This window comes from Streptomyces racemochromogenes, assembly GCF_039535215.1.
Taxonomy (GTDB): domain Bacteria; phylum Actinomycetota; class Actinomycetes; order Streptomycetales; family Streptomycetaceae; genus Streptomyces; species Streptomyces racemochromogenes.
Map to the genome: position 1 here is coordinate 868,449 of NZ_BAAAWT010000001.1, position 26,213 is coordinate 894,661.

The 26,213-nt window shown below is 72.4% G+C and carries 23 protein-coding genes, 1 tRNA gene and 1 pseudogene; 10 read left to right on the forward strand and 15 right to left on the reverse strand.

Translation table 11 applies throughout. The annotated features are described in order from the left end of the window. Positions 1-65: 65 nt before the first annotated feature. Positions 66-1,895 (reverse strand): ABC transporter ATP-binding protein, encoded by a 1,830-nt coding sequence (locus ABD973_RS04040; RefSeq protein WP_125823191.1) that lies wholly within the window; start codon positions 1,893-1,895, stop codon positions 66-68. 184 nt (positions 1,896-2,079) lie between these two features. Then, positions 2,080-3,153: a hypothetical protein gene (locus ABD973_RS04045; protein ID WP_345498502.1), complete on the reverse strand. Its 1,074-nt coding sequence runs from the start codon at positions 3,151-3,153 to the stop codon at positions 2,080-2,082. 430 nt (positions 3,154-3,583) lie between these two features. Here ABD973_RS04045 and ABD973_RS04050 point away from each other — a divergent pair, with 430 nt between their 5' ends. Next, the gene (locus ABD973_RS04050; RefSeq protein WP_125823189.1) at positions 3,584-4,168 is read left to right on the forward strand and encodes an RNA polymerase sigma factor; all 585 of its coding nucleotides are present in this window, start codon (positions 3,584-3,586) and stop codon (positions 4,166-4,168) included. Next, a complete protein-coding gene (locus tag ABD973_RS04055) occupies positions 4,165-4,488 on the forward strand; it encodes a hypothetical protein (protein ID WP_345498505.1) in 324 nt (107 codons plus the stop codon). Before ABD973_RS04050 ends, ABD973_RS04055 begins: the two co-directional genes overlap by 4 nt. 128 nt (positions 4,489-4,616) lie before the next feature. Here ABD973_RS04055 and ABD973_RS04060 read toward each other — a convergent pair whose 3' ends face one another. Both ABD973_RS04060 and ABD973_RS04065 read right to left on the reverse strand, forming a co-directional pair. Then, positions 4,617-5,147, reverse strand: a complete 531-nt coding sequence (locus ABD973_RS04060) for a DM13 domain-containing protein (RefSeq protein ID WP_345498507.1) — start codon at positions 5,145-5,147, stop codon at positions 4,617-4,619. A 173-nt stretch (positions 5,148-5,320) separates the two neighbouring features. Next, positions 5,321-6,820, reverse strand: a complete 1,500-nt coding sequence (locus ABD973_RS04065) for a PucR family transcriptional regulator (protein ID WP_345498509.1) — start codon at positions 6,818-6,820, stop codon at positions 5,321-5,323. A 162-nt stretch (positions 6,821-6,982) separates the two neighbouring features. On the opposite strand from ABD973_RS04065, the pseudogene ABD973_RS04070 reads away from it, so the two are divergent. From ABD973_RS04070 to ABD973_RS04080, 3 genes and pseudogenes are all read left to right on the forward strand, one after another. Further along, positions 6,983-7,228: pseudogene (locus ABD973_RS04070) on the forward strand (molybdopterin-dependent oxidoreductase); the annotation flags it as partial. Positions 7,229-7,356: 128 nt separating this feature from the next. Continuing rightward, positions 7,357-8,181 (forward strand): FAD binding domain-containing protein, encoded by an 825-nt coding sequence (locus ABD973_RS04075; RefSeq protein WP_125823185.1) that lies wholly within the window; start codon positions 7,357-7,359, stop codon positions 8,179-8,181. After that, the gene (locus ABD973_RS04080; RefSeq protein WP_125823184.1) at positions 8,178-10,952 is read left to right on the forward strand and encodes a molybdopterin-dependent oxidoreductase; all 2,775 of its coding nucleotides are present in this window, start codon (positions 8,178-8,180) and stop codon (positions 10,950-10,952) included. The genes ABD973_RS04075 and ABD973_RS04080 overlap by 4 nt, the downstream gene beginning before the upstream one ends. Here ABD973_RS04080 and ABD973_RS04085 read toward each other — a convergent pair whose 3' ends face one another. Then, positions 10,953-11,372 carry a TOBE domain-containing protein gene (locus ABD973_RS04085; RefSeq protein ID WP_125823183.1) on the reverse strand — a complete coding sequence of 140 codons (420 nt, stop codon included), beginning with the start codon at positions 11,370-11,372 and terminating at the stop codon, positions 10,953-10,955. It abuts the gene before it with no gap. Between the two features lie 416 nt (positions 11,373-11,788). On the opposite strand from ABD973_RS04085, the gene ABD973_RS04090 reads away from it, so the two are divergent. Together ABD973_RS04090 and ABD973_RS04095 are read left to right on the forward strand one after the other, a co-directional pair. Beyond that, on the forward strand, positions 11,789-12,076 hold the full coding sequence (locus ABD973_RS04090) for a transglycosylase family protein (protein ID WP_345504471.1): 288 nt from the start codon (positions 11,789-11,791) through the stop codon (positions 12,074-12,076). Positions 12,077-12,124: 48 nt separating this feature from the next. Further along, positions 12,125-12,841: a CPBP family intramembrane glutamic endopeptidase gene (locus tag ABD973_RS04095; RefSeq protein ID WP_345498514.1), complete on the forward strand. Its 717-nt coding sequence runs from the start codon at positions 12,125-12,127 to the stop codon at positions 12,839-12,841. 57 nt (positions 12,842-12,898) lie between these two features. Here the strand turns inward: ABD973_RS04095 and ABD973_RS04100 are convergent, their stop codons facing one another. Further along, positions 12,899-14,644 (reverse strand): alpha/beta hydrolase, encoded by a 1,746-nt coding sequence (locus ABD973_RS04100; protein WP_345498516.1) that lies wholly within the window; start codon positions 14,642-14,644, stop codon positions 12,899-12,901. 155 nt (positions 14,645-14,799) lie between these two features. Between ABD973_RS04100 and ABD973_RS04105 the strand changes: the two genes are divergently transcribed. Beyond that, on the forward strand, positions 14,800-16,143 hold the full coding sequence (locus ABD973_RS04105) for a diacylglycerol/lipid kinase family protein (RefSeq protein ID WP_345498518.1): 1,344 nt from the start codon (positions 14,800-14,802) through the stop codon (positions 16,141-16,143). A gap of 9 nt (positions 16,144-16,152) precedes the next feature. On the opposite strand, the gene ABD973_RS04110 is transcribed toward ABD973_RS04105, so the two are convergent. From ABD973_RS04110 to ABD973_RS04130, 5 genes are all read right to left on the reverse strand, one after another. Further along, on the reverse strand, positions 16,153-17,931 hold the full coding sequence (locus tag ABD973_RS04110) for a SulP family inorganic anion transporter (RefSeq protein ID WP_345498520.1): 1,779 nt from the start codon (positions 17,929-17,931) through the stop codon (positions 16,153-16,155). A 17-nt stretch (positions 17,932-17,948) separates the two neighbouring features. Next, complete coding sequence (locus tag ABD973_RS04115) at positions 17,949-20,669, reverse strand: cation-translocating P-type ATPase (RefSeq protein WP_345498522.1); 2,721 nt, start codon at positions 20,667-20,669, stop codon at positions 17,949-17,951. Positions 20,670-20,728: 59 nt separating this feature from the next. Next, positions 20,729-21,775: a polyphosphate kinase 2 family protein gene (locus tag ABD973_RS04120; RefSeq protein ID WP_345498524.1), complete on the reverse strand. Its 1,047-nt coding sequence runs from the start codon at positions 21,773-21,775 to the stop codon at positions 20,729-20,731. After that, positions 21,775-22,110 (reverse strand): three-helix bundle dimerization domain-containing protein, encoded by a 336-nt coding sequence (locus ABD973_RS04125; RefSeq protein WP_125823175.1) that lies wholly within the window; start codon positions 22,108-22,110, stop codon positions 21,775-21,777. Before ABD973_RS04125 ends, ABD973_RS04120 begins: the two co-directional genes overlap by 1 nt. Before the next feature lie 243 nt (positions 22,111-22,353). Then, positions 22,354-22,430: transfer RNA gene (locus ABD973_RS04130), tRNA-Pro, on the reverse strand. Between the two features lie 145 nt (positions 22,431-22,575). On the opposite strand from ABD973_RS04130, the gene ABD973_RS04135 reads away from it, so the two are divergent. Beyond that, the gene (locus ABD973_RS04135) at positions 22,576-23,277 is read left to right on the forward strand and encodes a thiamine pyrophosphate-dependent enzyme (protein WP_125823174.1); all 702 of its coding nucleotides are present in this window, start codon (positions 22,576-22,578) and stop codon (positions 23,275-23,277) included. A 20-nt stretch (positions 23,278-23,297) separates the two neighbouring features. Next, positions 23,298-24,194: a transketolase family protein gene (locus ABD973_RS04140; RefSeq protein ID WP_125824258.1), complete on the forward strand. Its 897-nt coding sequence runs from the start codon at positions 23,298-23,300 to the stop codon at positions 24,192-24,194. Here the strand turns inward: ABD973_RS04140 and ABD973_RS04145 are convergent, their stop codons facing one another. From ABD973_RS04145 to ABD973_RS04160, 4 genes are read right to left on the reverse strand one after another with little or no spacing between them, the layout of a single operon-like run. Continuing rightward, positions 24,195-24,740 (reverse strand): GAF domain-containing protein, encoded by a 546-nt coding sequence (locus ABD973_RS04145; RefSeq protein ID WP_345498527.1) that lies wholly within the window; start codon positions 24,738-24,740, stop codon positions 24,195-24,197. It lies immediately after the preceding gene. Then, entirely contained in the window at positions 24,737-25,357 is a 621-nt protein-coding gene (locus ABD973_RS04150) for a GTP-binding protein (RefSeq protein ID WP_125823173.1), read from the reverse strand. Before ABD973_RS04150 ends, ABD973_RS04145 begins: the two co-directional genes overlap by 4 nt. After that, positions 25,335-25,772 carry a DUF742 domain-containing protein gene (locus ABD973_RS04155; RefSeq protein ID WP_125595261.1) on the reverse strand — a complete coding sequence of 146 codons (438 nt, stop codon included), beginning with the start codon at positions 25,770-25,772 and terminating at the stop codon, positions 25,335-25,337. The genes ABD973_RS04150 and ABD973_RS04155 overlap by 23 nt, the downstream gene beginning before the upstream one ends. Then, complete coding sequence (locus ABD973_RS04160) at positions 25,769-26,212, reverse strand: roadblock/LC7 domain-containing protein (protein ID WP_125595263.1); 444 nt, start codon at positions 26,210-26,212, stop codon at positions 25,769-25,771. Before ABD973_RS04160 ends, ABD973_RS04155 begins: the two co-directional genes overlap by 4 nt. Between the last annotated feature and the right edge of the window lies 1 nt (position 26,213).

The following is a 26,213-nucleotide window of genomic DNA, read 5'->3' on the forward strand; positions in this document are numbered from 1 at the left end:
CGTGCCCCCGCACCCTCGCCCCCGTACCGCCCCCGCGCCGTGCCCGGCGGGAGGGCGGGGCGGGGTCACGGGCGCAGGTCGGCTCCGGCCGTCGGGGTGTCGTCGAGGAAGCCGCCCGACTGGTGCTGCCACAGCTTCGCGTAGGTACCGTCCGCGTCGAGCAGTTCCTGGTGCGTGCCCTGCTCCACGATCCGGCCGCGGTCGAGGACGACGAGCCGGTCCATGGTGGCGACGGTGCTCAGCCGGTGCGCGACGACGAGCGCCGTCCGCCCTTCCATGAGCCGCCAGAGGGCGTCCTGGACGAGGATCTCGCTCTCGGAGTCGAGGGCGCTGGTGGCCTCGTCGAGCAGCAGGATCGGGGCGTCCCGCAGGATCGCACGCGCCAGCGCGACCCGCTGGCGCTGTCCGCCGGAGAGTTTCACCCCGCGCTCCCCCACCATCGTGTCGAAGCCGTCCGGCAGGGCGTCGGCGAACTCCGTCACGTGCGCCGCCTCGGCGGCCCGGCGGATCTCGGCGTCGGTCGCGCCGGGGCGGGCGAAGGCGATGTTCTCGCGCAGGGTGCGGTGGAACATGGCCGGCTCCTGCGGTACGTACGCCATCAGGCCGCGCAGGTCGGACTGGGCCAGCCGGCTGATGTCCTGGCCGCCGACCGTGATCCGCCCTCCGTCGATGTCGGTCATCCGCAGCAGCAGCCGGGTGAGGGTGGTCTTGCCACCGCCGGACCGGCCGACGAGGCCGATCTTCGTCCCGCTGGGCACGGCCAGGTCGAGCCCGGTGAAGAGGGGTTCCCCGCCCGCGTGGGCGAAGTCCACCTTCTCGAAGCGCACTTCGGCGCCCCGGGACAGCAGCGGCTCCGGGGTCTTCGGGTCGAGGACGGTCGGCGGGGTCAGCAGCAGTGCGGTGAACTGCGCGGCCTCCGTCATCGAGCTTTCCAGACGGCGGTAGATCTGGTTGAACTCGAACATGATCCGGGTCGCGTTGCCGTAGTAGGTGAAGGCGACGACGACCGTCTCCACGCCGTGCCCGCGCGCGGCGAGCCCGACGGCGACCAGCAGGCCGAGGGCGTTGGTCAGGACGGACATGGGGGCGACGATCGTGTCGATGCGCAGGTTGCCGTAGTCCCACGAACGGAGCATGAGCCGCCGGGACTCGGCGACCCGCGAGCGGTGTTCGGCGGCCTCGCGTTCCTCGGCGGCGAAGGCGCGGACCGTGTCCATGTTCATCAGGCTGTCGGCGACATGGCCGGAGACCCGGGCGATGGCCGCCTCGCGTTGGTCGACGAGCCGCTGCCGGCGGCGGATCAGCGGTGTCACGAGGAACCCGGTGACCGCGATCATCGTCAGGAGGCCGACGACGAGCAGTGGTTCGTACTGCCACAGCACCACCGAGCCGAAGGCGAGGGGCACGAACTTGCCGAAGATCTGGAAGGTCAGCGTGTCGACGAACTCCTCGAACCGGGAGGCGAAGCTGAGGACCCGCTTGGTGAGCGAGCCGGCGAAGTTGTCGTGGAAGAACGCGGCGTCCTGGGCGAACAGTTCGTCCATCCCGAGGACGTAGAGCCGCTCGACGCCGAGTGCGTCGAGCCGGTTGAGGCAGTGCAGTCCGAGGCGCCACAGCGCCTCGGACAGCAGCAGGGCGCCGGCGAACCCGAGGACGTAGGGCAGGACCGGGCCGATGCCCGACGCGACGGCGCCGCGGTCGTCGGCGATCCGGCCGACGAGCTTGGCGACGACGAGCGGTGCGACGTAGTTGATGCCGATGTTGCCCAGCGCCGGGAACAGCATGGCGGGTGCGGCCAGGCGGCGGAGCCGGTACAGCTCCCGCCCGTAGTGGCGGAGTGCGAGGAGTACCGGGCCCCTGCCCGGCGGACTTCGGTGTGCTTCGGGAGATCCCATACCAACCCTGTGCGGTGTGAGCGGTGGCAGGACAGGGTTCGCAGTGTTCCGCAGGGCCGCTCGCCCCGTCCAAGCGTTTTCTCCTTCTTTCCGCCGATCGGATGGTGTCTGCACCGTCCTCGCACGGACCGTACCGGCTCTACCGGCCCGTACCCGCCCTACCAGGCCGTACCTGCCGTACCGCTCAGAAGCACTGCTTGTAGTAGGCCTTGATGTGGGGGAGCGACTCCAGGTCCGCGCGGCGCTGCGGGTGGTTGACGAGGAGGTAGGTGATGCGGGCCGCCAGGTCCGTGCCTCCCGCGGCGAAGCCCGCCTTCTTCAGGATGCCGCAGAACTCCGTGATGTGGCCGAGCTGGACGTGGTTGGCCGCGAGCGGGCACAGGGTGGCCGCCACGTCGGCCTGCCACTGCGGGGGCATCTCGGACGGCTTGCAGTCGAGGTTGTCGACGTCCGGCAGCCACGCGCTGCCGACGATCTGTGCCGAGTGGACGTTCTGCGCGATCTTCTTCTCCCCGCCGGGGCCGGGGATGGTGCCGCGGGTGATCAGCGTCGGCAGCAGGGAGTCGACCCAGCCTGCCGTGCAGTAGGGGGTGGTCCAGGTGATCGAGCGGAAGGCGCCGCTCTTCGTGATCACGGTCACCAGTCCCTTCGGGGTGTCCAGCGGCCCGCCGGGCGAGCTGTCCCACGCGACGACGCCCTGCGCGCCGAGGGCGTCGTACCCGCCCGCACCCGCGCCGGCCACGACCGTGAACACCTGCTGGACGGTGGCGTCCTGGTTGCCCTTGCGGATCCAGAGCTTGAGCGGGTGCTTCGCCGAAGCGACGTACAGCCGCCCGGTGTTGTCGGCGGAGAGCTTCATCCGCGTGTTCAGGGTCGTCACGTACACCGTGCCGCCCTTGTACCGGAGCACCCCGTCGGGGGCGGTCCACAGGTACGCGGGCCTGAAGGCGTCGCGCGGCTCGCCGAGGGAGGTCAGGCAGACGGGGCCGGCCGTCTTCAGCGTCGGGGAGGTCACCGCCGTCAGGCTGCCCTGGGCCTGGGAGAAGTCGCTCTTGTCCAGGGCGGGTTGGGGGAAGGCCGCGAGCAGGGCGGCCTGGAAGGCCCCCCGCTCGTCCTCCAGGTCCAGCAGGAACCGCTCGTAGTGCGGCAGGCCGGCCATGGTCCTGAGCTCGGCGGCGATCTTCGGGGTGTCGGGTGCCTCGCCGGCCAGCCAGCGCAGCAGGTTCGGGTACGGCACGGACGGGGTCTGGGTGCTCATGGTCTTCCCTTCGGTCGGACACGGAACGGTGGACCGGGTGGGGGGAGGATCGGGGCACGGCAGCGCGCACGGATCCCGGGAGGGAGTCGCCGTGGGGTGCCCTTTCACGCTACAGCGCGCCTTCCCGCCACACGGCCGAAACGGCCGAAACGGTCGAACCGGGCCGGGCGGCCGAACCAGGGGACCCACGGAAGAAATTCCGGCCGGGGGCGAATCCTCAGGGCGCCTCCCCGCCTCTTGTCCGCGTACGAACCCACCGGGCACACCCCGCACACCACCGCACCACGGAGGCACCCCATGCTGATCACCGCCCTCGCAGTCGTCGGAGCCCTGCTCGTCGGCGCCTGCTCCTGGCACCTGCTGCGGCGCTTCAAGAGCCGCGGCTGAGCACCGAACGCACCCCGAGGCACCCGTCGGAGACGAGCAGCACATGAAACAACGCTTCGCCTGGCCGGACGACCGGCTGATCAAGGCCGCGCAGGACGGCGACGTCACGTCCCTCACCACCGTCGTCATGGAATCGCAGCCCCACGTACGCAGGTTCGCCCTCTCGCTGTGCTCCTCGCCGCAGGACGCGGAGGACGCCGCGCAGGAGGCGCTGATCATCCTCTACCGGAAGATCGGCACCCTGCGGGCCACGGGCGCGCTCGCCTCGTGGATGTTCCGCATCGTGCGCAACGAGTGCCTGCGCCAGGTACGGCTGCTCGTCTCCCGGAACGACGCCGGCCCGGATGCCCCGGACGGCCCGGACGGCCCGGCGGAGATGTCCGCCGAGGAGGCGGTGCTGCGCGGGCTGGAGGCGGAGCGGATCGCGGCGGCGGTGAGCGCCCTCCCCCGGGACCAGCGGCAGGTCCTGATCATGCGGGACGTCCAGGGCCTGCCCGGCAGGGCCGTGGCGGACGCGCTGGGCCTGAGCACCGCCGCGATGAAGTCCCGGCTGCACAGGGCCCGCGCGACGCTGCGGCTCTCCCTGGCACAGCCCACCCACCCAGCGGCAGGAGACCCACGACCATGACGACCACGAAGCCCGCACGGCCCGCTACCGCACAGCTCGCTACCGCCCGGCCGGACTTCGCCAGCAGCTCCGTCCCGCGCCACCTGGCGCGGGGTGTCCTCGGCTTCGGCCTGATCATCGGCTCGATCGCCCTGGTCCCCACGGTCGGCCCGGCCGCCCTGCTGGCGGCCCCGCTGTCCCTGATCGCCTTCCGCGGCTGCCCGACCTGCTGGATGGTCGGCCTCGCCCAGACCATCTCCCGCGGCCGCCTCCAGCGCGCGTGCACGGACGGCACGTGCACCCTCACCAGAGCGGACCCGGCGGCCACCACCCGCAAGTGACGCGCGGGCGGGCGGCGGGGGCGGCGGCGGCCGGTGCGGGCCGACCGGGTACGAGAACCTCGCGGCCGCCCCCGGCTCGCCGCCCGGGTCTTCGCCAACTCCTCGACCGGGCGGGGCCGTCCGGGGACTCAGGTGCGGGCGAGCGCCGCGGCGCCGAAGGAGACGTCGAACCGGTCGCACCAGATGCTGACGCTGGAGTACTTCGCCCAGTCGAGGTCCGCGGGCAGCGGGTAGTTCTGGTCCCCCTTGTTGGCCTTCAGCTTGGCGAGGTTGACGTACTGCCCGTCGTCGAAGAGCCGCCAGCCCTCCGTGCCCTCCTTGACGGGCGCGTCGCTGAGCCAGACGCGCACGTCGGGCCCGCTGCTCGTGTCCAGGCCTTCGAGGCGGAGCGTGTGGGTGCCGTCCGCGAGGCGGATGATCTTCACCGTGCCGGTGGTGGCGTGCTCGTGGCTGATGAAGGTGCCCTGCGCGAGCGTGACCGGCCCCGCCGGGGAGGCCGCCGCCTGCGGGGCGGCGTTCGACGCGGAGGGCAGCGCCTCGTGCACCGTCTCGTCCACCCACAGCGCCCACGGCTTGAACCACACCAGCACGGCCGACACCACCACCGCACCCACCACGGCCCCCGCGGCCCACCACTGCTTCCTCGCGAAGCGCCCCACGACGCCCCTCCTCCCGACCCGTCTCTTCACCTTCACCCCCATCCAACGTGAGGGGGCCGGCGCCGGACAGCCCCGCCCCGATGACGAAATCCTTACGGCGTCACCCGCGCCGTCGCTGCGGAGGCCGGCGCGGGTTCCCCGCGTATCGCGCGACCGTGCCGACGTCCTGCCCCTCAACGGCACAGCAGCGCCGCACGGAGGTCGAGGCGGTGGTCGAGCCGGGAGAGGTCCAGGCCCGTGAGGACCTCGATGCGCTGGACGCGGTAGTGCACCGTGTTGACGTGCAGGTGGAGGGATTCGCCCGTACGCGCCCAGGAACCGTTGTGGGCGAGGAACGTCTCCAGCGTTTCCCGCAGCATGGCGGCCGAGGTGCCGTCCTCTGTGGCGAGGGGCCCCAGTACCCGCGCGCTGAAGGCCCTGCGCACTTCGCGCGGAAGACCGGTGAGGAGTCTGGCGAGCGTGGTGAAGCTGCCGGTGTCGCTCACCTCCGAGCGGTCGGGGGCGGCGCCGCGGGCCGAGTCCAGACCGTAGCGGGCTTCGCGCACGGCCCCCTCGAGGCCGTCGGGCGCGGCGACCTGGGAACTGACGCCCGCGTGCAGGAGCGTGGTCGGGTCGCAGGCGTGCAGGAGCGGCCAGACCGACTCCAGTGTGCTGCGCGGAGAAGGCCCGGATACGAGGGCTGCGGCGCCGTCGTTCAGTTCCGTGACGACGTGCGCGGCCCCCTGGTGGGCGAGGGCCTCGACGAGCACGGCGACGGCTCGTCCCGCATCGCCCGTACTCGTGCCGGCGGCGACCACGTGGAACGGGCCCTCGTCCGGGAGACCGCAGGAGCGCAGCAGCTCCGCGACGGCCACCGGATCGGCCGCAGAGGCGCCGAGCAGCTGCCCCAGCTCGGCGGACCGCTCGTCCGCCGGGTTCTCGTGCGCCCGCTCTCGGCACTCGGCCAGCACGCCCGCGAGTTCGTGCAGGACGCGCGGGGGCACGTCGGTCGCGTCCATCACGTTGAGGTACCAGCGGTCGTAGGGGGACCCCTCTCCTTCGATCGGCAGGGTCACGCCGACCCCGCCCCTGATGTGCTCGGCCGCTTGACGGGGCTCCAGGACCGGCGTCCCCGGTGTGCGGGCGACGATGCGGCCGGTGGCGGTGAGGACGCTGCACGCCGCGGGCCCGAGCCGCGTGGAGGCCGCGTTCAGGAGCTCCTCCGGTCCGGCCCCGGCCGTGAGCAGCCGTTGCAACTGGGTGCGCACGGCGGTGGGGAGGGCGTGATGGGGGGCGGGACGCCGGCTGAGCCGGCCCCACTCTCTGAGGTAGAAGGCGTCCGTGATGGTGCGGAAGCTGACCTCCGCCGGGACTGCGATGAGCGGGATCTCGTGGTTCATGCAGGCGATGACGATGTCGTCGGGCACCGCCCCGTGCGTCTCCTCCCCAGCCAGGAGGGCGGCCGTTCCGGCCCCGCTGAGCGAGGAGACGAACTGCTCCGCCTTCTGGCGCCCGCCGTCGGCCGACCACCACACGAGCCCGCTGAGGACGATCTCGCCCGGCTGCAGGAATCGCGTCGGGTCTTCGAGGTCCGTGGCGGTAAGACCACTGATCTCCCTGCGCAGCAGCGGGTCCTCGGCCCACAGCAGCCGCAGCCCGAGATCCTCGTCCTGGAGCAGTTGTTCGACGTGCATGTTCCGGCCCCCTTGCATTGCAGCGGACAGGAGTGTCCGCCGATCCGCATTCGCCAGGGCGATGCGGCTTTTCACATCGTAAATGCCAGGCCGATGGCCTGAAATACCTCTTGGGCGATGCTCCATGAGCGAGGGTGGGACGGTCGGATGTTCCGCCGTAGCGGCCATCGCAGCGTGCTCGCCTGGGCGGAGGTCGACGAGGACTTCGGCGACGCACCCGTGCTGCTGGCCACCCGGATGGACGGGCGGGACCTCGACGCCGAGGGCAGCCAGCTCGTGGTCCCGACGGACCGCTGCGAAGCCCGCTACGTCAGCGCCCTCACCTGCCTCCGGATCGGCGCCCTGCCGCTCCCCGCCGAGTCAGGCGACGCACCAACCACCCCGCAGTTCAAGGGAACCCGCACATGAGCGACCTGGTCGATCCACCAGGAGGACGCTGACGGCCCCGGGGATTTCCGTGTGCGGCTCCAGTCGATTCCGGCCACCCCAGCGACTTCACTGAACAGGACGAGAAGGTCGCGAACGGGTGGTAGGTCATGGATCTCAACACAGTCCTGGACGTGCGGGACGCGCGTCGACACGAGCCCTGGCGGCCGGGTGACGCGTGGCTCGGGGGCGGCACGTACCTGTTCTCCGAGCCGCAGCCGCACGTCCGGCGGCTGGTGGACCTGAGCCGGATGGGCTGGGAGCCGCTGACCCGCCTGCCCGACGGCTCGCTGGAGATCGCCGCCACCTGCACGATCACCCAGCTCTCCCGGTACGGACGGCGGCTCGAGGAGCCGGCGGGGCCGCTGTTCGAGCAGTGCTGCCGCGCCTTCCTCGCCTCCTTCAAGATCTGGAACACGGCGACCGTCGGCGGGAACCTCTGCAACGCACTGCCGGCCGGGCCGATGATCTCGTTGACGGCGGCGCTGGACGGGACGTGCCTGCTCCGGTCGCAGGACGGCGCCACGCGTCGCGTGAAAGCGGCCGATTTCGTCCTCGGCGCGGGCCGCAAGGACCTGGCCGCCGGGGAGCTGCTGCGTTCGGTGACCCTGCCCGCGTCGGCCCTCGCCTGCCGTACGGCCTTCCGCCAGGCGTCCCTCTACGGCCTGGGGCGCTCCGGCGCGCTGGTCATCGGCACGCTCGGCCCGCGGGACGGCTCCCTGGCCATCACCGTCACCGCGGCCACGACCCGCCCGTTCCGCCTCTGGTTCCCCCTGCCGCCGGACGCGGACGGCCTGAGCCGCGCCATCCGCTCCGCCGTCGCCGACGACGAGTGGTTCGAAGACATCCACGGGCTTCCCGAGTGGCGGCGGCACATGACGCTGCGCTTCGCCGAGGAGATCCGCCGCGAACTGACCCGGGACGGTGCCCGATGAGCTTCCGCACGCACATCAACCGGCAGCCCGCCGACACCGCACCCCGTGCGGGCCAGTGCCTGCGCACCTACGTGCGCGAGCAGGGCTGGTTCGGTGTGAAGAAGGGCTGCGACGCCGGGGACTGCGGCGCCTGTACCGTGCACGTGGACGGCGAGCCCGTGCACAGCTGCCTCTACCCCGCCTTCCGCGCCGACGGCCGCAGCGTCACCACCGTCGAGGGCCTGACCCGCCCCGGCGGGGAACTCCACCCCGTCCAGCAGAGGTTCCTCGACGCCCAGGGCTTCCAGTGCGGCTTCTGCACCGCCGGGTTCCTGATGACCACCGCCGCCCTGGAAGCGGAGCGCGGCACCGAGCACGACGACGGCAAGCTCGACGACCTGCCCCGCGCCTTCAAGGGCAACATCTGCCGCTGCACCGGCTACCGCGCCATCGAGGACGCCGTCCGCGGCGTCCGGCACACCGAACGGCCCTGCGCGGGCGGAGCGGTGGGGCGCAGCCTCGGAGCACCGGCCGGCCCGCAGGTCGTCACGGGCACCGCCCGCTACACCTTCGACATCGACGTCCCCGGCCTCCTCCACATGAAGCTGCTGCGCTCCCCGCACCCACACGCCCGGATCGTGTCGATCGACACGGCCGACGCCCTGCGGGTGCCCGGCGTCCACGCCGTCCTCACCCACGAGGACGCACCGACCACCCTCTACTCCACCGCCCGCCACGAGCACCCCACGGAAGACCCGGACGACACCCGGGTCCTGGACGACGTCGTCCGCTACGTCGGCCAGCGCGTGGCCGCGGTCGTGGCCGACAGCGAACAGGCCGCCGAGGAGGGCTGCCGCCGCGTCCGGATCGTCTACGAGGAACTCCCGTATGTCACCGACCCGGAGGAGGCGATGCGGCCGGGCGCGCCCGCCCTGCACGGCGAGAAGGGACCCGAGTCGCGGATCGCCCGGGCCGCCGACAACGTCGCCGGCGAGGTGCACGGCGAGATCGGCTGCGTGGCGGACGGCTTCGCCGAGGCGGCCGTGGTCTACGAGGAGACGTTCCGGACCCAGCGGGTACAGCACGCGAGCCTGGAGACCCATGGCAGCGTGGCGTACTTCGAGCCGAAGGAGGACGGCACCGGCGAGCGGCTCACCGTACGCTCCTCCACCCAGGCCCCCTTCCTCACCCGCCGTGCCCTGTGCGCGCTGTACGGGCTGCCGGAGGACGAGGTACGCGTGGTGGCGGGCCGGGTCGGCGGCGGTTTCGGCGGCAAGCAGGAGATGCTGACCGAGGACGTCGTCGTCCTCGCCGCGCTGAAGCTGCGTCGCCCGGTCAAGCTGGAGTACACCCGGGCCGAGCAGTTCCACGGCGCCACCACCCGCCACCCGTTCACCATCGGCATCAAGCTCGGCGCCCGCGCGGACGGCACCCTGACGGCCGTCCAGATGCGTGTGGTCGCCAACACCGGGGCGTACGGCAACCACGGCCCCGCCGTGATGTTCCACAGCGTCGGCGAGTCCTTCGCCGTCTACCGGGCTCCGCACAAGAAGGTCGACGCGTACTCCGTCTACACCAACTGCGTGCCGGCCGGGGCGTTCCGCGGCTACGGACTGGGCCAGGTCACGTTCGCCGTGGAGTCGGCCATGGACGAGCTGGCCCGCCGCCTGGGGATGGACCCCCTGGTCCTGCGCGAGAGGAACGTCATCGGCGCGGGCGAGCACATGGTCAGCCCGATCGGCGAGGAGGAGGACCTGCACATCGCCTCCTACGGGCTCGACCAGTGCCTCGGCGTGGTCCGCCGGGCCCTCGCCGAGGACACCAGCACGGAGGAGGTCCCGGAGGGCTGGCTCACCGGCCAGGGCGCCGCCATGGCGATGATCGCGACCGGTCCGCCCGGCGGACACTACGCCGACGCGCGAATCTCGCTGCTGGAGGACGGCACGTACGACGTCGCGGTGGGGACCGCCGAGTTCGGCAACGGCACCACCACCGTCCACCAGCAGATCACCTCCGGCGCCCTGAACACGACGGAGGACCGGATCCGCATCCGGCAGTCCGACACGGACGTCGTCCGCCACGACACCGGCGCCTTCGGCTCGGCCGGCACCGTCGTCGCGGGCAAGGCGGTGCTGTTGGCGGCCACGTCGCTCGCCGAGCGGCTCAAGACCCTCGCCGCCCGCCACACCGGAGTGGCCCGCCATCTGTGCACGCTCGGCGCCGAAGCCTTCGACTGCGCGGGCCGGGTGGTGACCCTCAAGGAGCTGTACGGGTCGGCGCACGCCAGGGGCGCCGAGGAGGAGCTGGCCGCCGACGGCCACTGGGGCGGCTCCCCGCGCTCCGTCGCCTTCAACGCCCAGTGGTTCCGCGTCGCCGTCGACCCCGGCACGGGCGAGATCCGCATCCTGCGCAGCGTGCACGCCGCCGACGCCGGCAAGGTCATGAACCCGATGCAGTGCCGTGGCCAGGTCGAGGGCGGCGTCGCCCAGGCGCTCGGCGCCACGCTCTTCGAGAACGTACGGATCGACGGGCGCGGCGAGGTCACCACCACCGCCTTCCGCCGTTACCGGCTCCCGCAGTACGCCGACGTCCCGCGTACGGAGGTCCACTTCATGGAGACCTCCGACGCCATCGGACCGCTGGGCGCCAAGTCGATGAGCGAGAGCCCCTTCAACCCGGTCGCGCCGGCCTTCGCCAACGCCCTGCGCGATGCCACCGGGATCCGCTTCACGGAGCTGCCGGTGACCCGCGACCGCATGTGGCTCGCCCTCGACCGCGGCAGCGCCGTGTGATCAGGCGCCGGCGAGCGAGATCTCGGTGGACTTGATCAGCGCGACGACGGAGGTCCCGGCGGCCAGGCCGAGCGCGTCCACGGCGTCCTTCGTGATGGCGGCGGTCAGTTCACCGCCCTCGACGGTGACCCTGACGGAACCCATGGCACCGCCGATGGCGACCTCGGTGACGGTGCCCGCGATCTGGTTGCGGATCGAGATGTTCTCCACCGGGGCGGTGGCGAGGGCCACTTCGGTGGACTTCACCAGCGCCTTCACCGCGGAGCCCTCGGCAAGGCCGAGGTCCTTGACGGCGTCGGCGGTGATCGCCGCGGTGATGCCCTGACCGCCCGCCAGCCGCACCCGCACCGTGGCCATCGCTTCGCCGGTGGTGACGGCCGTGACCGTGCCGGGGATCTGGTTGCGGATGCTCAGGCTCATGGAAAACGCCTCACAGGAAAGTCGTCCGGACCGCAGACCCTGCTGCGGCCTGGGCTGTTCCGACCCTACGGCACACTCTCCGCCCCTTTGTGCAGGCGCATCGTCGGAACTGACCTGAGCAGGTGTCGTTCACGGTCCTCTTGAGGACCACATGCCGCTCGCCGACGGGGTCCCGTGCTGCCGGGGGCGGGCGTCCGTTCGGGTGGCGTCATCCGTTCGCCGACGGCAAGTGCCGCCGCAAGCAGACAGGTCCGTGCTGTGCTGTGCCCTCGGCCCGAACGGGGCCGAGCGCGGGCCCGCCCGCTGTCGCGGCAGGCTCGCCCCAACAGCGAAGGAGGACTATGTCGCGCAACGGGAAGGACTGGAGAAGTCGGAGCGTGATCAGCCAACTGCTGGCCTCCGCCGTCTTTTTGACCGTGTCCCTGCTGGACGTCTCCGGTGCCCACGCCGCCGCCGTCCACTCCAGACCCGGCACCGACTGGGACGCCATCGCCCGCTGTGAATCGAGCGGCAACTGGCGGGCGAACACCGGCAACGGCCATTACGGCGGCCTGCAGTTCACCCAGTCGAGCTGGAACGCGGCAGGAGGCCGCAGGTACGCACCGCGCGCCGACCTCGCCACGAAGGCGCAGCAGATCGCGACCGCGAGAAGACTCGCCGAGATCCAGGGCATGGGGGCCTGGACCTGCGCACGACGCCACTGACGGACACCGCCGACAGGGCGCCCGCCGTCGACCGGAGGAGCAGACCGGATGCCGCAGAGCCGGTACCCGAGACGGATCGGCACCTGGCCGGCCGTGGGCCTCACGGTGGCCGTGCTCGTCGCCGCCAACGTCGTCCTGCACCGCTGGAGCGGCCTGACCGGCCTGGTGACCGCCGTCGTGGTCAGCGCCCTGCTGCTCGGCGTGCTCCGCTGGGCCGGCGGCACCCGCGCGGACGCGGGCCTGGCCCCCGGCACCCTGGCCCGCGGCGCCCGCTGGGCGCTGGCCCTGGCCGGGCTCGTCGCCCTCGTCTACCTGGTGGGGGCCCTGCTGCCCGTCACCAGGGGGCTGTTCGAGGACCGGCGGTACGAGGGGATGAGCGGGGGCGAGCTGATGCTGCGCGTGTTCGTGACGGTTCCCGTCGGCACGGTCCTGGTGGAGGAGGTGGCCTTCCGCGGCGTGCTCTACGGCCTGGTGGACCGGGCCCGCGGAGCCGTCTGGGCGACGGCCGTGTCGAGCCTGCTCTTCGGTCTGTGGCACGTCCTGCCGTCCCTGCACCTGGCGGCGGTGAAACCCGGCCTGAACCCGGTCTTCGGCGACTCCGCGGCCGGCGCCGGCGCGGCGGTCGCGGCGGCCGTGCTGTTCACGGCCGCGGCCGGCGTCCTGTTCTGCGAACTGCGCCGTCGCAGCGGCAGCCTGCTGGCCCCCATGGGGCTGCACTGGGCGGTCAACGCCTTCGGCTACGTCGCCGGGTTCCTGCTGCGCTGACGAGCGCGGCGGCGGGGAGCCGGTGGCCGTCCGGGCCGGGTAGGGGTCAGGTCCGGGTCAGCCCTGCGGGTGGATGATCTCCCTGAGCCGGTCCAGGTCCTGCGCCGTGAACCCGGTGGGCCGCATGACCGCGTTCCAGCCGTCGACGTACGCGGCCTTGTAGGTGTGGCCGTGGCCGTCCGGCACGCCGGTGGAGAACGGCAGGTCGGCGGTGACCTGCCAGAAGGTCACGAAGGGCATCCAGACCATCGAGCCGAGCACGTCCGTGCCGGGCTTCTCGCGGATCCAGGCCGGTTCGGAGAGGGCGAGGCCGGGGCTCCACCAGACGATCGGGTCGGACGGGTGCATCAGGTACAGCACGCGCGTACCGTCCCACGGCCGGCCCGTCGGCGGGATGCCCGCCGTGGGGTCGTCGGTGAACCGTACGGTCCGCCCGTCCTTGTAGACGGGCTCGATCTCGGGGCTGCCCGGCTCGCGGTGGTCGCTGAACTCGCGGAACAGGGTGTTGAAGTTGGGCGGACCGGCGAAGAGGGTGCCCGCGGTGCGGTTGCTCAGGTCGTGCGCCCCGCTGAAGGCCGTCTCGCCGCCGAACGACCCCAGGCTCTCCCCGGCCACGAACAGCCGCGGCCGCCGGTCCTGGGGCAGCTTGGACCAGACGTCGTAGACCGCGTCGAAGAGGTCCCGGCCGGCCGCGCGCGCCTTGGACTGGTCGACGAGGTACGACATCCACGAGGGCAGGTACGAGTACTGCATCGCCACCGTGGCCGAGTCGCCGTCGCCGAGGTACTCGAACGAGTCCACGGCGGCCGGATCGACCCAGCCGCTGCCCGTGGTCGTCATCACGAGCAGGTTCTTGCGCGTGAAGCCGCCCGCCCGTTCGAGGTCCGCGACGGCCCGCTCCGCCCGGGCCTCGGTGCTGTCGGCGGTCTCCAGCCCGGCGTAGGCCCGGACGGGCTCCTGCGCCGGGCGGTGCGTGAACGCGCCGATCTGCGCGGCCGTCGGTCCGCCGGCGGCGAAGGCCCGGCCCTGCCTGCCCAGCGTGTCCCACGGCACCAGCGAGCCGGGCCCGCCCGAGCGCAGGGCGGTCGTGGGCTGGTGGACGCCCTCGGGGGTCTGCGTGTCGCGCACGGAGAACGCCTCGTTGGCCGCGTTCACGAAGCCGCCCAGCAGCACCCCGCTGAACACCGCCCAGGCCAGACCCACGACGACGATCCAGCCGACCACCCGCGCCGCCCGCGGGCCGATCCAGCGCCCGAGCAGCCGGGCCGCCCAGTGGTAGAGCCGCCGCAGCCCCCGCCCGGTCAGGAGCAGGAGCCAGAAGACGAGGGCGGCGACGAACGGGCAGGCGACGGCGGTGAGGACGTTGTAGTCGGTGACCCCCATCAGCCCGCGGATCTGGTGCTGCCAGTACTGGCCGAACCCGAACGCGAGCCCGAACAGGATGACCGCGCCGATCAGCAGCAGGCGCCACGACCCGCGCGAGGGGGGCCGCGCGTCCCGGTCGGCGAAGGCGCGCCACACGTAGGCCCCGACCACGCCGATCCCGTACCCGATGGCCGCGCTGATCCCGCAGATCAGCCCCTGGAGCACGCCCCCGCGCGGCAGCAGCGACGGGGTGAAGGAGAGGCACGCCAGCACGAGCGCGGTCCAGCAGCCGGGCAGCGTGAGCCGGGGGAGCAGACGCCGCCACCGGGATCCGGGTGACGGCCCGACGTGCCCGGCCTCCTCACGGCCGCCGTCGTCGTCGTGCGACGGCGGCCCGTTCGGTGGGGACGGCGGAGGGACCGACGTGTCATGGGCCATGGCTGACCTCCAGGGAATCCAGGAAAATGGTCCCCCCGCCCGGCCCGTTCTGCCATCCGGCCCGCGGCGGCGCGCGGGACGACGGACGTGCCGCGCCGGGTGGCCGCTCGTACCCTGAGGTGAACGCTGACGCCGAAGCGGTGGGAGGTCACCCCATGAGTACGCGGTGGGCCGCGCGTCTGGCCCTGGCGGCGGGCGCGGCGGCGGTCGTGGTCCTGGTGCTCTTCGGCGGGCTGCGGAGCCTGCTGCTCATGGGCGTGGGGTGGGCCGGGCTGGTCCTCACGGTGGCGGGTGCCTGGTGGATGCTGACCCACACCGGTCTGATCAGGGCCGGGGCGGTGCTGCTGATGGTCGCCGCGCCGGTCACCGTCCTGGTCCTGTACGCGGCGGCCGGGCTGCTGTGGGTCGTACTGGTCTCCGTCGCCCTGTGGATGCTGGCCGTGTACGCGGGCAGGTCCGCGCTGCGGGAGGACCGCCCGCCGGGCATGCCCGAGCACCCCGCCGGCCGGGCCCGGCACCCGTTCCTGATCATGAACCCGCGCTCGGGCGGCGGAAAGGTCGAGAAGTTCCGGCTGACCGAGCGGGCCAGGGCCCTGGGCGCCGAGGTCCACGTCCTGGACCCGGAGACCCACGAGGACGTGGAGGAGCTCGCGCGGCAGGCAGTCCGGCGCGGCGCCGACCTGCTCGGCGTCGCGGGCGGTGACGGTACGCAGGCCCTGGTCGCCGGGGTGGCGGCGGAACACGACCTCCCGTTCATGGTGATCAGCGCCGGCACCCGCAACCACTTCGCCATGGACCTGGGCCTGGACCGGCAGGACCCGTCCACCTGTCTGGAGGCGCTGACCGACGGCGTCGAGCAGCGCATCGACATCGGCTACCTCCACACCGGGGAGGAGGGGGAACGGCGACCGGGCCGCGTCTTCATCAACAACGCCTCGTTCGGCGTGTACGCGGAAGTCGTCCAGAGCCCCGCCTACCGCGACGACAAGGCCCGCACCATGCTGGAGATGCTGCCGGACCTGCTGGCGCACAACACCGGCGCCCGGCTCGCCGTCCGTGCCGGTTCGCTGTCCATGGAGGGCCCCCAGGCCGTCCTCGTGAGCAACAACCCCTACCAGCGGGGCGACTCGGCGGGCCTGGGACGCCGGGAACGGCTGGACTCGGGCAGGCTCGGGGTGCTGTGCGTCCACGTCGGCAACGCGGCCGAGGCGACGGAACTCCTGCTGCAGAACGGGCAGGGGCGCGGGCTGACCGAGGCCACGGCCCGGGAGGTCGTCGTGGACGCCGACGCCGCCGTCATCCCGGTCGGCGTCGACGGCGAGGCCCTGTCGCTGCCCACCCCGGTGCGCTGCAGTCTCGTGCCCCGCGCCCTGCGCGTGTGGGTGCCGCGGCACAGGCCCGGCGTGCCGCGCGTCGCACCGCCGATGAACTGGCGCCGGGTGCGCCGTCTGGCGCTGACGATGGGGCGCGCCGCGACCGGGCACGGGGCGGCCGCCTGACCTACGGGATCAGGCCCCCTCCTCCCCGGTGGACGGCTCGGGCGGCTCGGCCGGCCCGTGCGGCGTCCACTGCGCTCCGGTGCGCCGGCGGAAGGCGGCGACGGCGGCCTCCACCGTGGGGAAGAAGTGGGCGGGGTCGATGGTGCGGGTGAGACCGTACCGTTCGATCTTGCGCCGCACCGGGTCCTTCAGCTCGGCGAACACGAGGTGCACGTCGTCCGCGTTGAGCGCTTCGTCGAGGTCCTCCAGCACGTCGGCGGCGGTGGTGTCCACATCGGTCATGGGCTCCGCCGCGACCACGATCCAGCTCGGCTTCGGGTCCGCGGCGGCGAGCCTCCTGACCTCGTCCCGGAAGGTCTTGGCGTTGGCGAAGACGAGCGGGGCGTCGAACCGGTAGATCACCAGCCCGGGCAGCTGTGCGGCCTGCGGGTAGGAGCGGATGTCGTGGTAGCCCTCCAGGCCCCGCACCCGCCCCAGCACGGTGTCGTACGGCCACCAGACGCGCCGGAAGACGTCGAGGACGGACAGCGCCACGGCGACCGCGATCCCGGGCAGCACACCCAGCAGCGCCACGCCGAGGAAGGCCGCTACGCACAGCAGGAAGTCCGCCCGGCGCTGCCGCCACAGCCGCACCGTCCCCGGGATGTCGGCCAGCGACAGCGAAGCGGTGATGACCACCGCGGCGAGGGCCGGCTGCGGCAGGTTGCGGAACAGCCCCGGCGCCAGTACCAGCATGAGGACGATGAGCAGGGCTCCGACGATGCCGGTGAGCTGGCTCTTGGCTCCCGCGCGCTCGGCCACCGCCGTACGCGATCCGCTGGTGCTGACCGGGAAGCCCTGGAAGAGCCCGGCGGCCAGGTTGGCCGCGCCGACCCCCGCCATCTCCTGGTTGCCGCGGACCTCCTGCCCCGTGCGGGCCGCGAAGGCCGACGCGTTGGAGATCGTGTCGGCGAGGGACACCAGGGCGATGCCCACGGCGCCGACGAGCAGCGGCCCCAGGTCGGAGAGCCGGATGTGGGGGACGGTGAACGGCGGGAAGCCCTCCGGCAGTTTCCCGACCAGGCCGACGCCGTGCGCGCCCAGGTCGAGGGCCGTGGTCGCGGCGATGGCCAGGACCACCATCACGAGCACCGCGGGGACCTTCGGCAGGAAGCGCTGCAGGAGCAGGATCAGGGCGATGCCGCCGCAGCCGACCGCCGCGGCGGCCGGTACCGCCTCACCGGCGGCGAGCCCCTCCACGAATCCGGTGGCTTCGCCGATCAGGCTGTCCGCCTCGACCTTGAAGCCGAGCAGCTTGGGCAGTTGACCGATGAGGATGGTCAGCGCCAGGCCGTTCATGTAACCGATCATCGTCGGTTTGGAGATCAGGTCGGCGATGAAGCCGAGCTTCGCGACCGAGGCCAGGATCATGATGGCCGCCACCATGACCGCGAGCATCGACCCCAGCGCGACGGCCCGCCCGGGGTCCCCGCCGGCCGCCACCAGCGGCACCACGGTGGCCGCGATCATCGGCCCCAGTGAGGAGTCTGGGCCCAGCACCAGGATCCGGGAGGGCCCGAACACCGCGTAGGCGAGCAGGCAGAGGATCGTCGTGTACAGGCCGGTGATGGCCGGCAGGCCCGCCAGTTCGGCGTACGCCATGCCCTGCGGCACCAGCAGTGTGGTCAGGACGACACCCGCCACCAGGTCCTTGACCAGCCACTCGCGCCGGTAGGACGACAGCGCGCGGACCCCGGGAACGGCCCGCAGCCGGCGGCGGAGCCCGCGGTCCTCCTGCCGGGTGGTCACCGGCCCTCCTCCGCCCATCAGGTGCGTCGTGACCGGCGTGCCACGAGTTTGCCCAGCTCCCACAGGAGGAGGAGCGCGACGGCGGCGAGCAGCGCCCAGCCGAACTGCCGTGCGTCGATCTCGGTCGTCCCGAGGAGGCGGCGGAAGCCGTCCATCTGGGTCACCATCACCGCGAGGACGAACTGGGCCAGTGCCACCCAGTTCATCTGCTTGCTGTCGAAGGTGGTCGTCGTCAGCACCGAGTCGGTCTCGCTCCGGCACTCGAACGCGGCCACGATCAGACAGAGGGCGAACGCGGTGAACGCGATCGACTGGCCGGTCGCCGTGCTGTCGTAGTGGGCCTCGCCGAGCTTGATCAGGCCCAGCAGGACGACCGTGATCGCCAGTCCGGCCAGCCCGACCGTGATCAGCACGGGCCGGGTGAGCACCGACTCCCCGCGCGGACGGGGCCTGCGGCGCATGAGCCCGGGGCTCTCCCGGTCGAAGCCGAGCGCGAAGCCGAAGGAGGCGTTGACCACGAAGTGGATCCACAGCACCTGCGGCGGGGTGAAGGGCTCACCGGCGGCGATGTTGAAGACGGTGGCGCCGAGGAAGGTCACCACGAAGGTGACCAGCAGGAGCAGGACGAACCGGATGTACTTGGTGAGGTTGTCGTAGATCCGCCGGCCCTGCTCCACGGCGTAGACGATGGTGGCGAAGTTGTCGTCGGAGAGGATCATGCGACCGGCGTTCTTCGCCACGTCCGTGCCGCTGCCCATGGCGATCCCGATGTCGGCGGCCTTGATGGCGGGCGCGTCGTTGACGCCGTCCCCGGTCATCGCCACCACGTCGCCCTTCTTCTTCAGCGTGTTGGCGAGCAGCACCTTGTGCTCCGGCGCGACGCGCCCCACCACGCCGATGCCGTCGATCCGGGCGAGCTGCTCCTCCTCGCTCATGGCGGCGAAGTCGGCACCGAGGACCGCCTCGCCGGGGATGCCGAGCTGCCGGGCGATGGCCGCACCGGTCACGACGTCGTCGCCGGTCACCATGCGGACCCGGATGTGCCCCTCCTGGGCGCCGGCCACCGCGGCCTTGGCCTCCTCGCGGGGCGGGTCGACCATGCCGACGAGGCTGGTCATGCACAGCCCCGTGACGTACCCCAGCAGGTCGCCGTCCGGGTCGAACCCGTCCGGGTCCAGCTCACGGGTGGCCGCCGCCATCACCCGCAGTCCCTCCCCGCCCATCCGCAGGGTCTGGGCCTCGGCGCGCCCGGCCAGTTCCGCGTCCCAGGGGACGCTCTCGCCCGCCGCGAGCGCGGTGGCCGCCCGCGAGGTGACCGCCGGGGCCGCGCCCTTGACGAAGCAGCGCACGACCTGGCGGCCGGAGGAGTCGACCGCCGAATGGAAGGTGGCCATCAGCTTGTACGTCGGGTCGAACGGCAGCGTGGCGAGCCGCGGGAAGGCCGCCCTCGTGCCGTCGACGTCCAGACCGGTCTTGTGCGCGAGCACCAGCAGTGCGCCCTCGGTGGGATCGCCCACCACCTTGCCGTCGACCAGCTTCGCGTCGCTGGCCACCACGTAGGGCAGGATCGCGTCCTCGATGGCCGCGGAGGTCCCCGCGGCGTGGTGGACCTTCCCCTCGAGCCCGTAGCCGGTGCCCGAGACGGTGTACCGGTCGGCGGGAGTGAGCACTTCGACGACGGTCACCTCGTTCATCGTCAGCGTGCCGGTCTTGTCCGAGTTGATCGCCGACGTGAAGGCGAGGGTCTCGACCGAGGGCAGCTCCTTGACGATCGCGTTCCGTTCGGCCAGGTTGAGGCTGCCGACGGACAGGATCGCCTGGGTCACGGTCGGCAGGGCCTCGGGGATGGCGGCGATGGCCAGGGAGACCGCGCTGACGAACAGGACGTCCCAGGCCTGGTCCCGCTGACGCCCCAGGGCGAACATCACGATCATGGTCAGGCCGGCCGCGCCCGTGATCCACAGCGTCAGGGTGTCGAGCTCCTTGGTGAGCGGCGGCACCTCCTTCTCCGTGGCCGACAGCATCCCGGAGATCTTGCCGACCTCGGTGCCGGCGCCGGTCGCGGTGACGACCAGGACGCCGCTGCCGTGGGTGACCGGGGTGTTCATGAACGCCATGCAGGTCCGGTCGCCGGGCGCGGGCAGGGGGGCCGGCAGCGTACCGGTGTCCTTCGCGGCCGGGACGCTCTCGCCGGTGAGGGCCGACTCGTCGATCTGCAGGGCGCTGGCCTCGATGACGCGCCCGTCGGCCGCCACCTGGTCCCCGGCCGTGATGAGCACGATGTCGCCGACGACGAGCTGTTCGGCGGCGATCTCCGCCTCCCTCCCGTCCCTGCGCACCCGCGCCGAGGCCTTCATCATCGACTGGAGCGCGTTCATCGCGCTCTCCGCCTTGCCCTCCTGGCGCAGGCCGATCACCGCGTTCAGCAGGGTCAGGACGATCAGCAGGATCGCCGTGGTCCACTCCTGGATCAGCAGCGAGACGACAGCCGCGGCCAGCAGGACCAGCTGCATGTAGCTGCGGTACTGACGCAGGAACCGCTGCCAGGTCGGCGTCCGCGTCTCCGCCGGCAGCGCGTTCGGGCCGTGCGCGGCCAGGAGCTCCGCGGCCCGGGCCGCGGACAGGCCGACCGCCGGATCGACGCCGAAGGCCGCTGCGACCTCATCGGGATCACGCGTGTACCAGGCGTCCTCCGCAGCCTGCGGCTGCTCACCCGGGGAAACCGACCGCACGGTCATCGTGCTGCCTCCGATCCGTGGCCGCGGACGGGTCCGGGCCGGTACGACGGTCCTGGCTGCTAGGCCTTCCCCTTCTTGCTCTTCTTCTTGCTCTTCTTCTTGCTCTTCTTCTTGCTCTTCTTCTTGCTCTTCTTCTTGCTCTTCTTCTTGCTCTTCTTCTTGCTCTTCCCGGGGTGTACGGCGGCGTACCGGTCGGCCTCGGCCCCGTCGGGTGCCTCCTCCTCCAGCGCCCGCCGGGTCACCAGCAGCTCCTTGCGCGCCTCTTCGCCCACGTCGGGGAACTGGGGATCGATGTCCATCATGGTGTGCGCGAGGACCGCCGCCGCGCAGATCCGCGCGAACCACTTCCGGTCCGCCGGCACGACGTACCAGGGCGCCCACTTCGTACTGGTGGCCGAGAGCATCTCGGAGAACGCGTGCTGGTAGTCGTCCCAGTGGCGCCGCTCGCGGACGTCGGCCGCGGAGAACTTCCAGTTCTTCTCCGGCAGGTCGATCCGCTTCAGGAAACGGATGCGCTGCTCCTCCTTGGACAGGTTCAGGAAGATCTTCACCACCTTGAAGCCGTTGTCCGTGAGGTAGCGCTCCCAGCGGTTGATCTCCCGGAACCGCCGGTCCCACAGGCCCGGCCCGCACGAGTCCTCGGGCAGGTTCTGGCGGGCGAGGACCTCGGGGTGGACCCGCACGACCAGGACTTCCTCGTAGTGCGAGCGGTTGAAGATGGCGATCTCGCCCCGCGAGGGCAGCCGCTGTCCGTAACGCCACAGGTAGTCGTGGTCGAGTTCCTCCGCGGAGGGCACCTTGAAGCTGCTGACCCGTACTCCCTGGGGGTTCACGCCGCTCATCACGTGGCGGATCGTCCCGTCCTTGCCGCCGGCGTCGAGCGACTGGAGGCAGAGGACCACCCCGTACGTGTCCTGGGCGGCCAGCCGCTCCTGGTACTCCGCCAGCAACGACACCCCGTTGCGCAGCAGTTCGATCCCTTCACGCTTCTTCAGTCCGGCCTTGTAGCGCGGATCGAAGTCCCGGGAAAGGAGCACGTCCGACCCGGGTTCCACCCGGAGCGGCCGGATGAAGTCCGCGATGCGCTCGGCTCTCTCATCGGACATCAGCGATCGTTCCTTGTCTGCTCCGAGGCGGCGCCGAGCGCCCTGCGGGAACGCCGCTCGACCAGGATCGGGATGAAGGCCCTGATCCTGGCCTCGCGGAACGAGTCGTACTCGGCCCTGACCGTCGCCTCGACGGTCGCCCCGTCCACGGACGGGAAGGCGGCGCGCAGCCGCGTCACCATGTCCCGGATCGTCGCCGATTCCTCGTACGGGCCGGGCGGGGAGCCGCTGGGCGGCGTCGCGGGGCCGGCCCGCTCCGTCGGCCGGGGAAGGCCGATCGAGCCCTCGGCGGGAGGGTGCACGTCGGCCTGACGGGTCTGCTCCTCGATCGTCATGGCGGTACCGATCCCATGTTCCACGACCTCCAGACCGCAGAACCGCCCCTCTCGCCATCACCACGAGAGGGCCCTTGCCGCTCATTGTCTGCTCACCCGGACAAGATCGCCCTCCGGGGACCCGCACCTGCCCGCCCGGCCGCGGACCGGACGTGCGACCACATGGCGAGCGCCCTGGCCCGGGACGCACGAAAGGCCGTCCTCCCATGGATGAGAGAACGGCCTCCGACCTGCGTTTCCGCGTGGTCGGGACGACAGGATTTGAACCTGCGACCCCTTGACCCCCAGTCAAGTGCGCTACCAAGCTGCGCCACGTCCCGATGCCTGCTGACCTGGGGTTTCCCCCTGGCCTGACCGGCACGAGAACAATACCGCACTTCGGGGGGTGGTCGCGCGCACCTTTTCCGGGGCGGCGCGGGGGGCGGGGGTTGACCTCGAGCCTGCTTGAGGTTGCACGGTTGGTGCATGACACAGGTATCCGCGGACACCGGGCTCCGCTACGAGGATCTGGACCGGCTGATCGCGCTCATGACAGGGGCCGAGAAGCACGGGCCCGCCGCCACCTCCACCCTCGACGTGCTGTGGGTGCTCTACGACCGGGTGCTGCGCGTAGGGCCCGGGAACGCGCGGGACGCCGGGCGGGACCGGTTCCTGCTCTCCAAGGGGCACGGGCCGATGGCCTACTACGCCGTGCTCGCCGCCAAGGGGTTCTTCCCGGTCGACTGGCTGCCCGGCTTCGGGGCGTACGACTCCCCGCTCGGCCACCATCCCGACCGCACCCTGATCCCCGGCGTGGAGATCTCCAGCGGCTCCCTCGGGCACGGGCTGCCGCTCGGCGTCGGCAGCGCGCTCGGGCTGCGGGCCCAGGGGCTGGACGGGGCCGCCGTGTGGGTGCTGATCGGGGACGCGGAGCTCGACGAGGGCAGCAACCACGAGGCCATCGCCCACGCCGGCTCGGCCGGGCTGGAGGCCCTGCACACCGTGGTGATCGACAACGACTCCGCCACCCACGGCTGGCCCGGCGGGATCGCCTCCCGCTTCGAGGCGGCCGGCTGGAGCGCCGTCACCGTGGACGGGCGCGACCACGCGGCGCTGCACGCCGCCTTCACCGCACCGCATCCGGGCCGGCCGCACGCCGTCGTCGCCCGCGTCGAGAAGAAGTTCTGAGGGGAAGGGGCATGGACGTCATGGACACCATGCGGGAGAGGTTCATCTCGGTCACGTCGCGGCTGCTCGACGAGGACCGGCGGCTGGCAGTCGTGCTCGCCGAGATCTCCATGGACGGCTTCCGGCCCGCCCAGGAGCGGCACCCGGACCGGGTGATCAACGTCGGGATCCGGGAGCAGCTGCTCGTCGGGGTGGGCGGCGGGCTGGCCCTCACCGGGCTGCGGCCCGTGCTGCACACCTTCGCCAGCTTCCTCGTCGAGCGGCCGTTCGAGCAGGTCAAGCTGGACTTCGGACACCAGGGCACGGGCGGGGTGCTGGTCAGTGCCAGCGCCAGCTACGACTGGCCCGCCGGCGGTTTCACCCACATGGCACCCGGGGACGTCGCCCTGCTCGACACCCTCGACGGCTGGACCGTCCACGTCCCCGGCCACCCCGACGAGGCGGAGGCGCTGCTGCGGCACGCCTACGCCGCCGGGGACGACCGGGTGTACGTCCGGCTCTCCCAGCAGTCGAACGCCGCGCCGCGCCCCCTGGGCGACCTGCGCTTCCAGACCGTGCGGGAGGGACGCGCGGGCGTGGTGCTGGCCGTCGGGCCGCTACTGGACAACGTCCTCGCGGCGACCGAGGGGCTCGACGTCACCGTCCTGTACGCGGCCACCGTGCGCCCCTTCGACGACGCGGCCCTGCGCGCCGCCGCCGGACGGGCCTCGGCGGACGTGGTGCTGGTGGAGCCGTACCTCGCGGGCACCTCGGCGGCGGCCGCCGGACAGGCCCTCGTGGACCTCCCGCACCGGGTGCTGCCGCTGGGCGTGGGGCGCGCCGAGCTGCGCCGCTACGGCACGATCGACGAGCACACCGCCGCCCACGGCCTGGACGCGGGCTCCCTGCGGGGACGGATCACCGGCTTCCTGCGCTGATCACCCCCGGCGGCCGGGCCGGGCGTGCAGCAGCTCCACCAGCTCGGACGCGAGGTCCTTGACGGTCGCCAGTCCCTGGGTCCCCCACCGCCTCGGCACCACGTCCACCGCGCAGACGGTGCCGAGGACGAAGCCGCGCCGGTCGGTCAGGGGCGCTCCGAGGTAGGAGCGCACCCCGCTCTCGTCGACGACCGCGTTGCCCGCGAAGCGCGCGAAGTCGCGTACGTCCTCCAGGACCAGGGCCCGCCGCCGCACCACGACGTGGGGGCAGTAGCCGTGGTCCCGGGGCAGTACGCGGGCCGGGTAGCCGCTGGCGGCGGCGTCCGGGCCGTGGTGCAGGCCGGCGAAGAACTGCCGTTCCTCGCCGACGAAGTTGACGCCCGCGTAGGGGGCCTGCAGCGTCCGGGCCACCCTGCGGGCGAAGTCGTCGAGTTCCGCGTCCTCGCGTTCGCCGAGGCCCATCTCGCGCAGCCGCAGGGCCCGCGCGGGCGCCTCCCGGTCCACGGGGGTGAGCAGCAGGTGGCCGGTCGATTCGTACTGGGTCATGGCGGTTCCCCCGGATCCGGGTGTGGTGGGCGGCCCTGGCGGGCCGTGGACAGCAGGTGGTGGACGAGGGCGGCCAGGGTCCCCGTACCGGAGCGGGTGAGGCGCGCGTCGCACCGCACGACGGGTACGTCCGGGTCGAGGCCGACGGCGTCGCGGACCTCCTGGGAGGTGTAGCGGTGGCTCCCGTCGAACTCGTTGACGGCGACGACGAAGCCGATCCCGCGCCGCTCGAAGAAGTCCACGGCGGGGAAGCAGTCGGCGAGCCGGCGGGTGTCGGCGAGGACGACGGCCCCGAGCGCTCCCGCGCACAGTTCCTCCCACAGGAACCAGAAGCGCTCCTGCCCGGGCGTGCCGAAGAGGTACAGGACGTGCCGGTCGTCCAGGGTGAGGCGGCCGAAGTCCAGGGCGACGGTCGTGGCCGTCTTGGACGTGACCCCGTCGAGCCGGTCGGAACTCTCGCCGAGCCCGCTCAGGAGTTCCTCCGTGCACAGCGGCTCGATCTCGCTGACCGCGCCCACGAAGGTGGTCTTCCCCGCCCCGAAGCCGCCCGCGACCAGGATCTTCAAGGTCGCGGGCAGGGCCGGGGCGGCCGTCTCAGAGCCGTCGGCGAAGGCCATCGAGCACCGCCCGCAGCAGGCACAGGTCGTCGGCGGCGAAGGAGCCGCCGCCGCTCGGGAAGCGGGGCGCCTGTGCCATGACGGCCCCGTACTCCATCAGGTCGGACAGCAGCACCTTCACCACCACGGCCGGGAGCCGCAGCTGCCCGGCCACCTCGGCGACCGTCACCGCCGCCGCGCCGGCGCACGCGCGCAGGGCGAGGGTGTGCTCGGCTCCGAGCGGGATGCCCGGGCGGACGCCGGTGGCGGTCATCCGGGACAGCAGGTCGAGCGCGACGGCGGGACGGGTCCGGCCGCCGCAGGCGGTGTACGGGCGCATGACCCGGCCGGCGGAGTCGTCCAGCCAGGGCGTGTCCCTGGCCGTGCCGAAGCCGGCCGGCGGGAAACCGTGGACCCCCCTCGCCCAGGCCCTCATCGCTCCGCGTCGGCGACGGGCCGGCGCGGCGGGGCCGCCAGGTACGGCCGTACGCTCTTGACCAGCATCGCCATCTCGTAGCCGAGCACGCCGGCGTCGGCTTCCCGGTCCGCGAGCACCGCCAGGCAGGTGCCGGAGCCGGCGGCGGAGACGAAGACGAGTGCGGTGTCGAGTTCCACGACGACCTGCCGGACCTCTGCCCCGTCCCCGAAGCGGGCGCCGGCGCTGCGGCCGAGGGAGTAGAGGCCGGAGGCGAGGGCGGCCATGTGGTCGGCGCTGTCGGAGTCCAGGCCGTGGACGCAGGTGACGAGTCCGTCGGCGGTGAGCAGGACCGCGCTGCGGGTGTACGGGACCCGTTGGACCAGACCGCTGAGCAGCCAGTCGAGATCGGAGAGGCTGCCTGTCTTACTGCCTGTCTTCGTCGCGAGTTCGCCGGCCATG

Bases quoted from the DNA above. Each gene is read 5' to 3' on its own strand.
- ABD973_RS04075 (WP_125823185.1), top strand. From the start codon at position 7,357: ATGGATCTCAACACAGTCCTGGACGTGCGGGACGCGCGTCGACACGAG.
- ABD973_RS04155 (WP_125595261.1), bottom strand. From the start codon at position 25,772: ATGAGGGCCTGGGCGAGGGGGGTCCACGGTTTCCCGCCGGCCGGCTTC.
- ABD973_RS04100 (WP_345498516.1), bottom strand. From the start codon at position 14,644: ATGGCCCATGACACGTCGGTCCCTCCGCCGTCCCCACCGAACGGGCCG.
- ABD973_RS04125 (WP_125823175.1), bottom strand. From the start codon at position 22,110: ATGACGATCGAGGAGCAGACCCGTCAGGCCGACGTGCACCCTCCCGCC.
- ABD973_RS04040 (WP_125823191.1), bottom strand. From the start codon at position 1,895: ATGGGATCTCCCGAAGCACACCGAAGTCCGCCGGGCAGGGGCCCGGTA.
- ABD973_RS04140 (WP_125824258.1), top strand. From the start codon at position 23,298: ATGGACACCATGCGGGAGAGGTTCATCTCGGTCACGTCGCGGCTGCTC.
- ABD973_RS04135 (WP_125823174.1), top strand. From the start codon at position 22,576: ATGACACAGGTATCCGCGGACACCGGGCTCCGCTACGAGGATCTGGAC.
- ABD973_RS04065 (WP_345498509.1), bottom strand. From the start codon at position 6,820: ATGCACGTCGAACAACTGCTCCAGGACGAGGATCTCGGGCTGCGGCTG.
- ABD973_RS04160 (WP_125595263.1), bottom strand. From the start codon at position 26,212: ATGGCCGGCGAACTCGCGACGAAGACAGGCAGTAAGACAGGCAGCCTC.
- ABD973_RS04120 (WP_345498524.1), bottom strand. From the start codon at position 21,775: ATGTCCGATGAGAGAGCCGAGCGCATCGCGGACTTCATCCGGCCGCTC.
- ABD973_RS04105 (WP_345498518.1), top strand. From the start codon at position 14,800: ATGAGTACGCGGTGGGCCGCGCGTCTGGCCCTGGCGGCGGGCGCGGCG.
- ABD973_RS04055 (WP_345498505.1), top strand. From the start codon at position 4,165: ATGACGACCACGAAGCCCGCACGGCCCGCTACCGCACAGCTCGCTACC.
- ABD973_RS04095 (WP_345498514.1), top strand. From the start codon at position 12,125: ATGCCGCAGAGCCGGTACCCGAGACGGATCGGCACCTGGCCGGCCGTG.
- ABD973_RS04045 (WP_345498502.1), bottom strand. From the start codon at position 3,153: ATGAGCACCCAGACCCCGTCCGTGCCGTACCCGAACCTGCTGCGCTGG.
- ABD973_RS04150 (WP_125823173.1), bottom strand. From the start codon at position 25,357: ATGGCCTTCGCCGACGGCTCTGAGACGGCCGCCCCGGCCCTGCCCGCG.
- ABD973_RS04085 (WP_125823183.1), bottom strand. From the start codon at position 11,372: ATGAGCCTGAGCATCCGCAACCAGATCCCCGGCACGGTCACGGCCGTC.
- ABD973_RS04080 (WP_125823184.1), top strand. From the start codon at position 8,178: ATGAGCTTCCGCACGCACATCAACCGGCAGCCCGCCGACACCGCACCC.
- ABD973_RS04050 (WP_125823189.1), top strand. From the start codon at position 3,584: ATGAAACAACGCTTCGCCTGGCCGGACGACCGGCTGATCAAGGCCGCG.
- ABD973_RS04145 (WP_345498527.1), bottom strand. From the start codon at position 24,740: ATGACCCAGTACGAATCGACCGGCCACCTGCTGCTCACCCCCGTGGAC.
- ABD973_RS04115 (WP_345498522.1), bottom strand. From the start codon at position 20,669: ATGACCGTGCGGTCGGTTTCCCCGGGTGAGCAGCCGCAGGCTGCGGAG.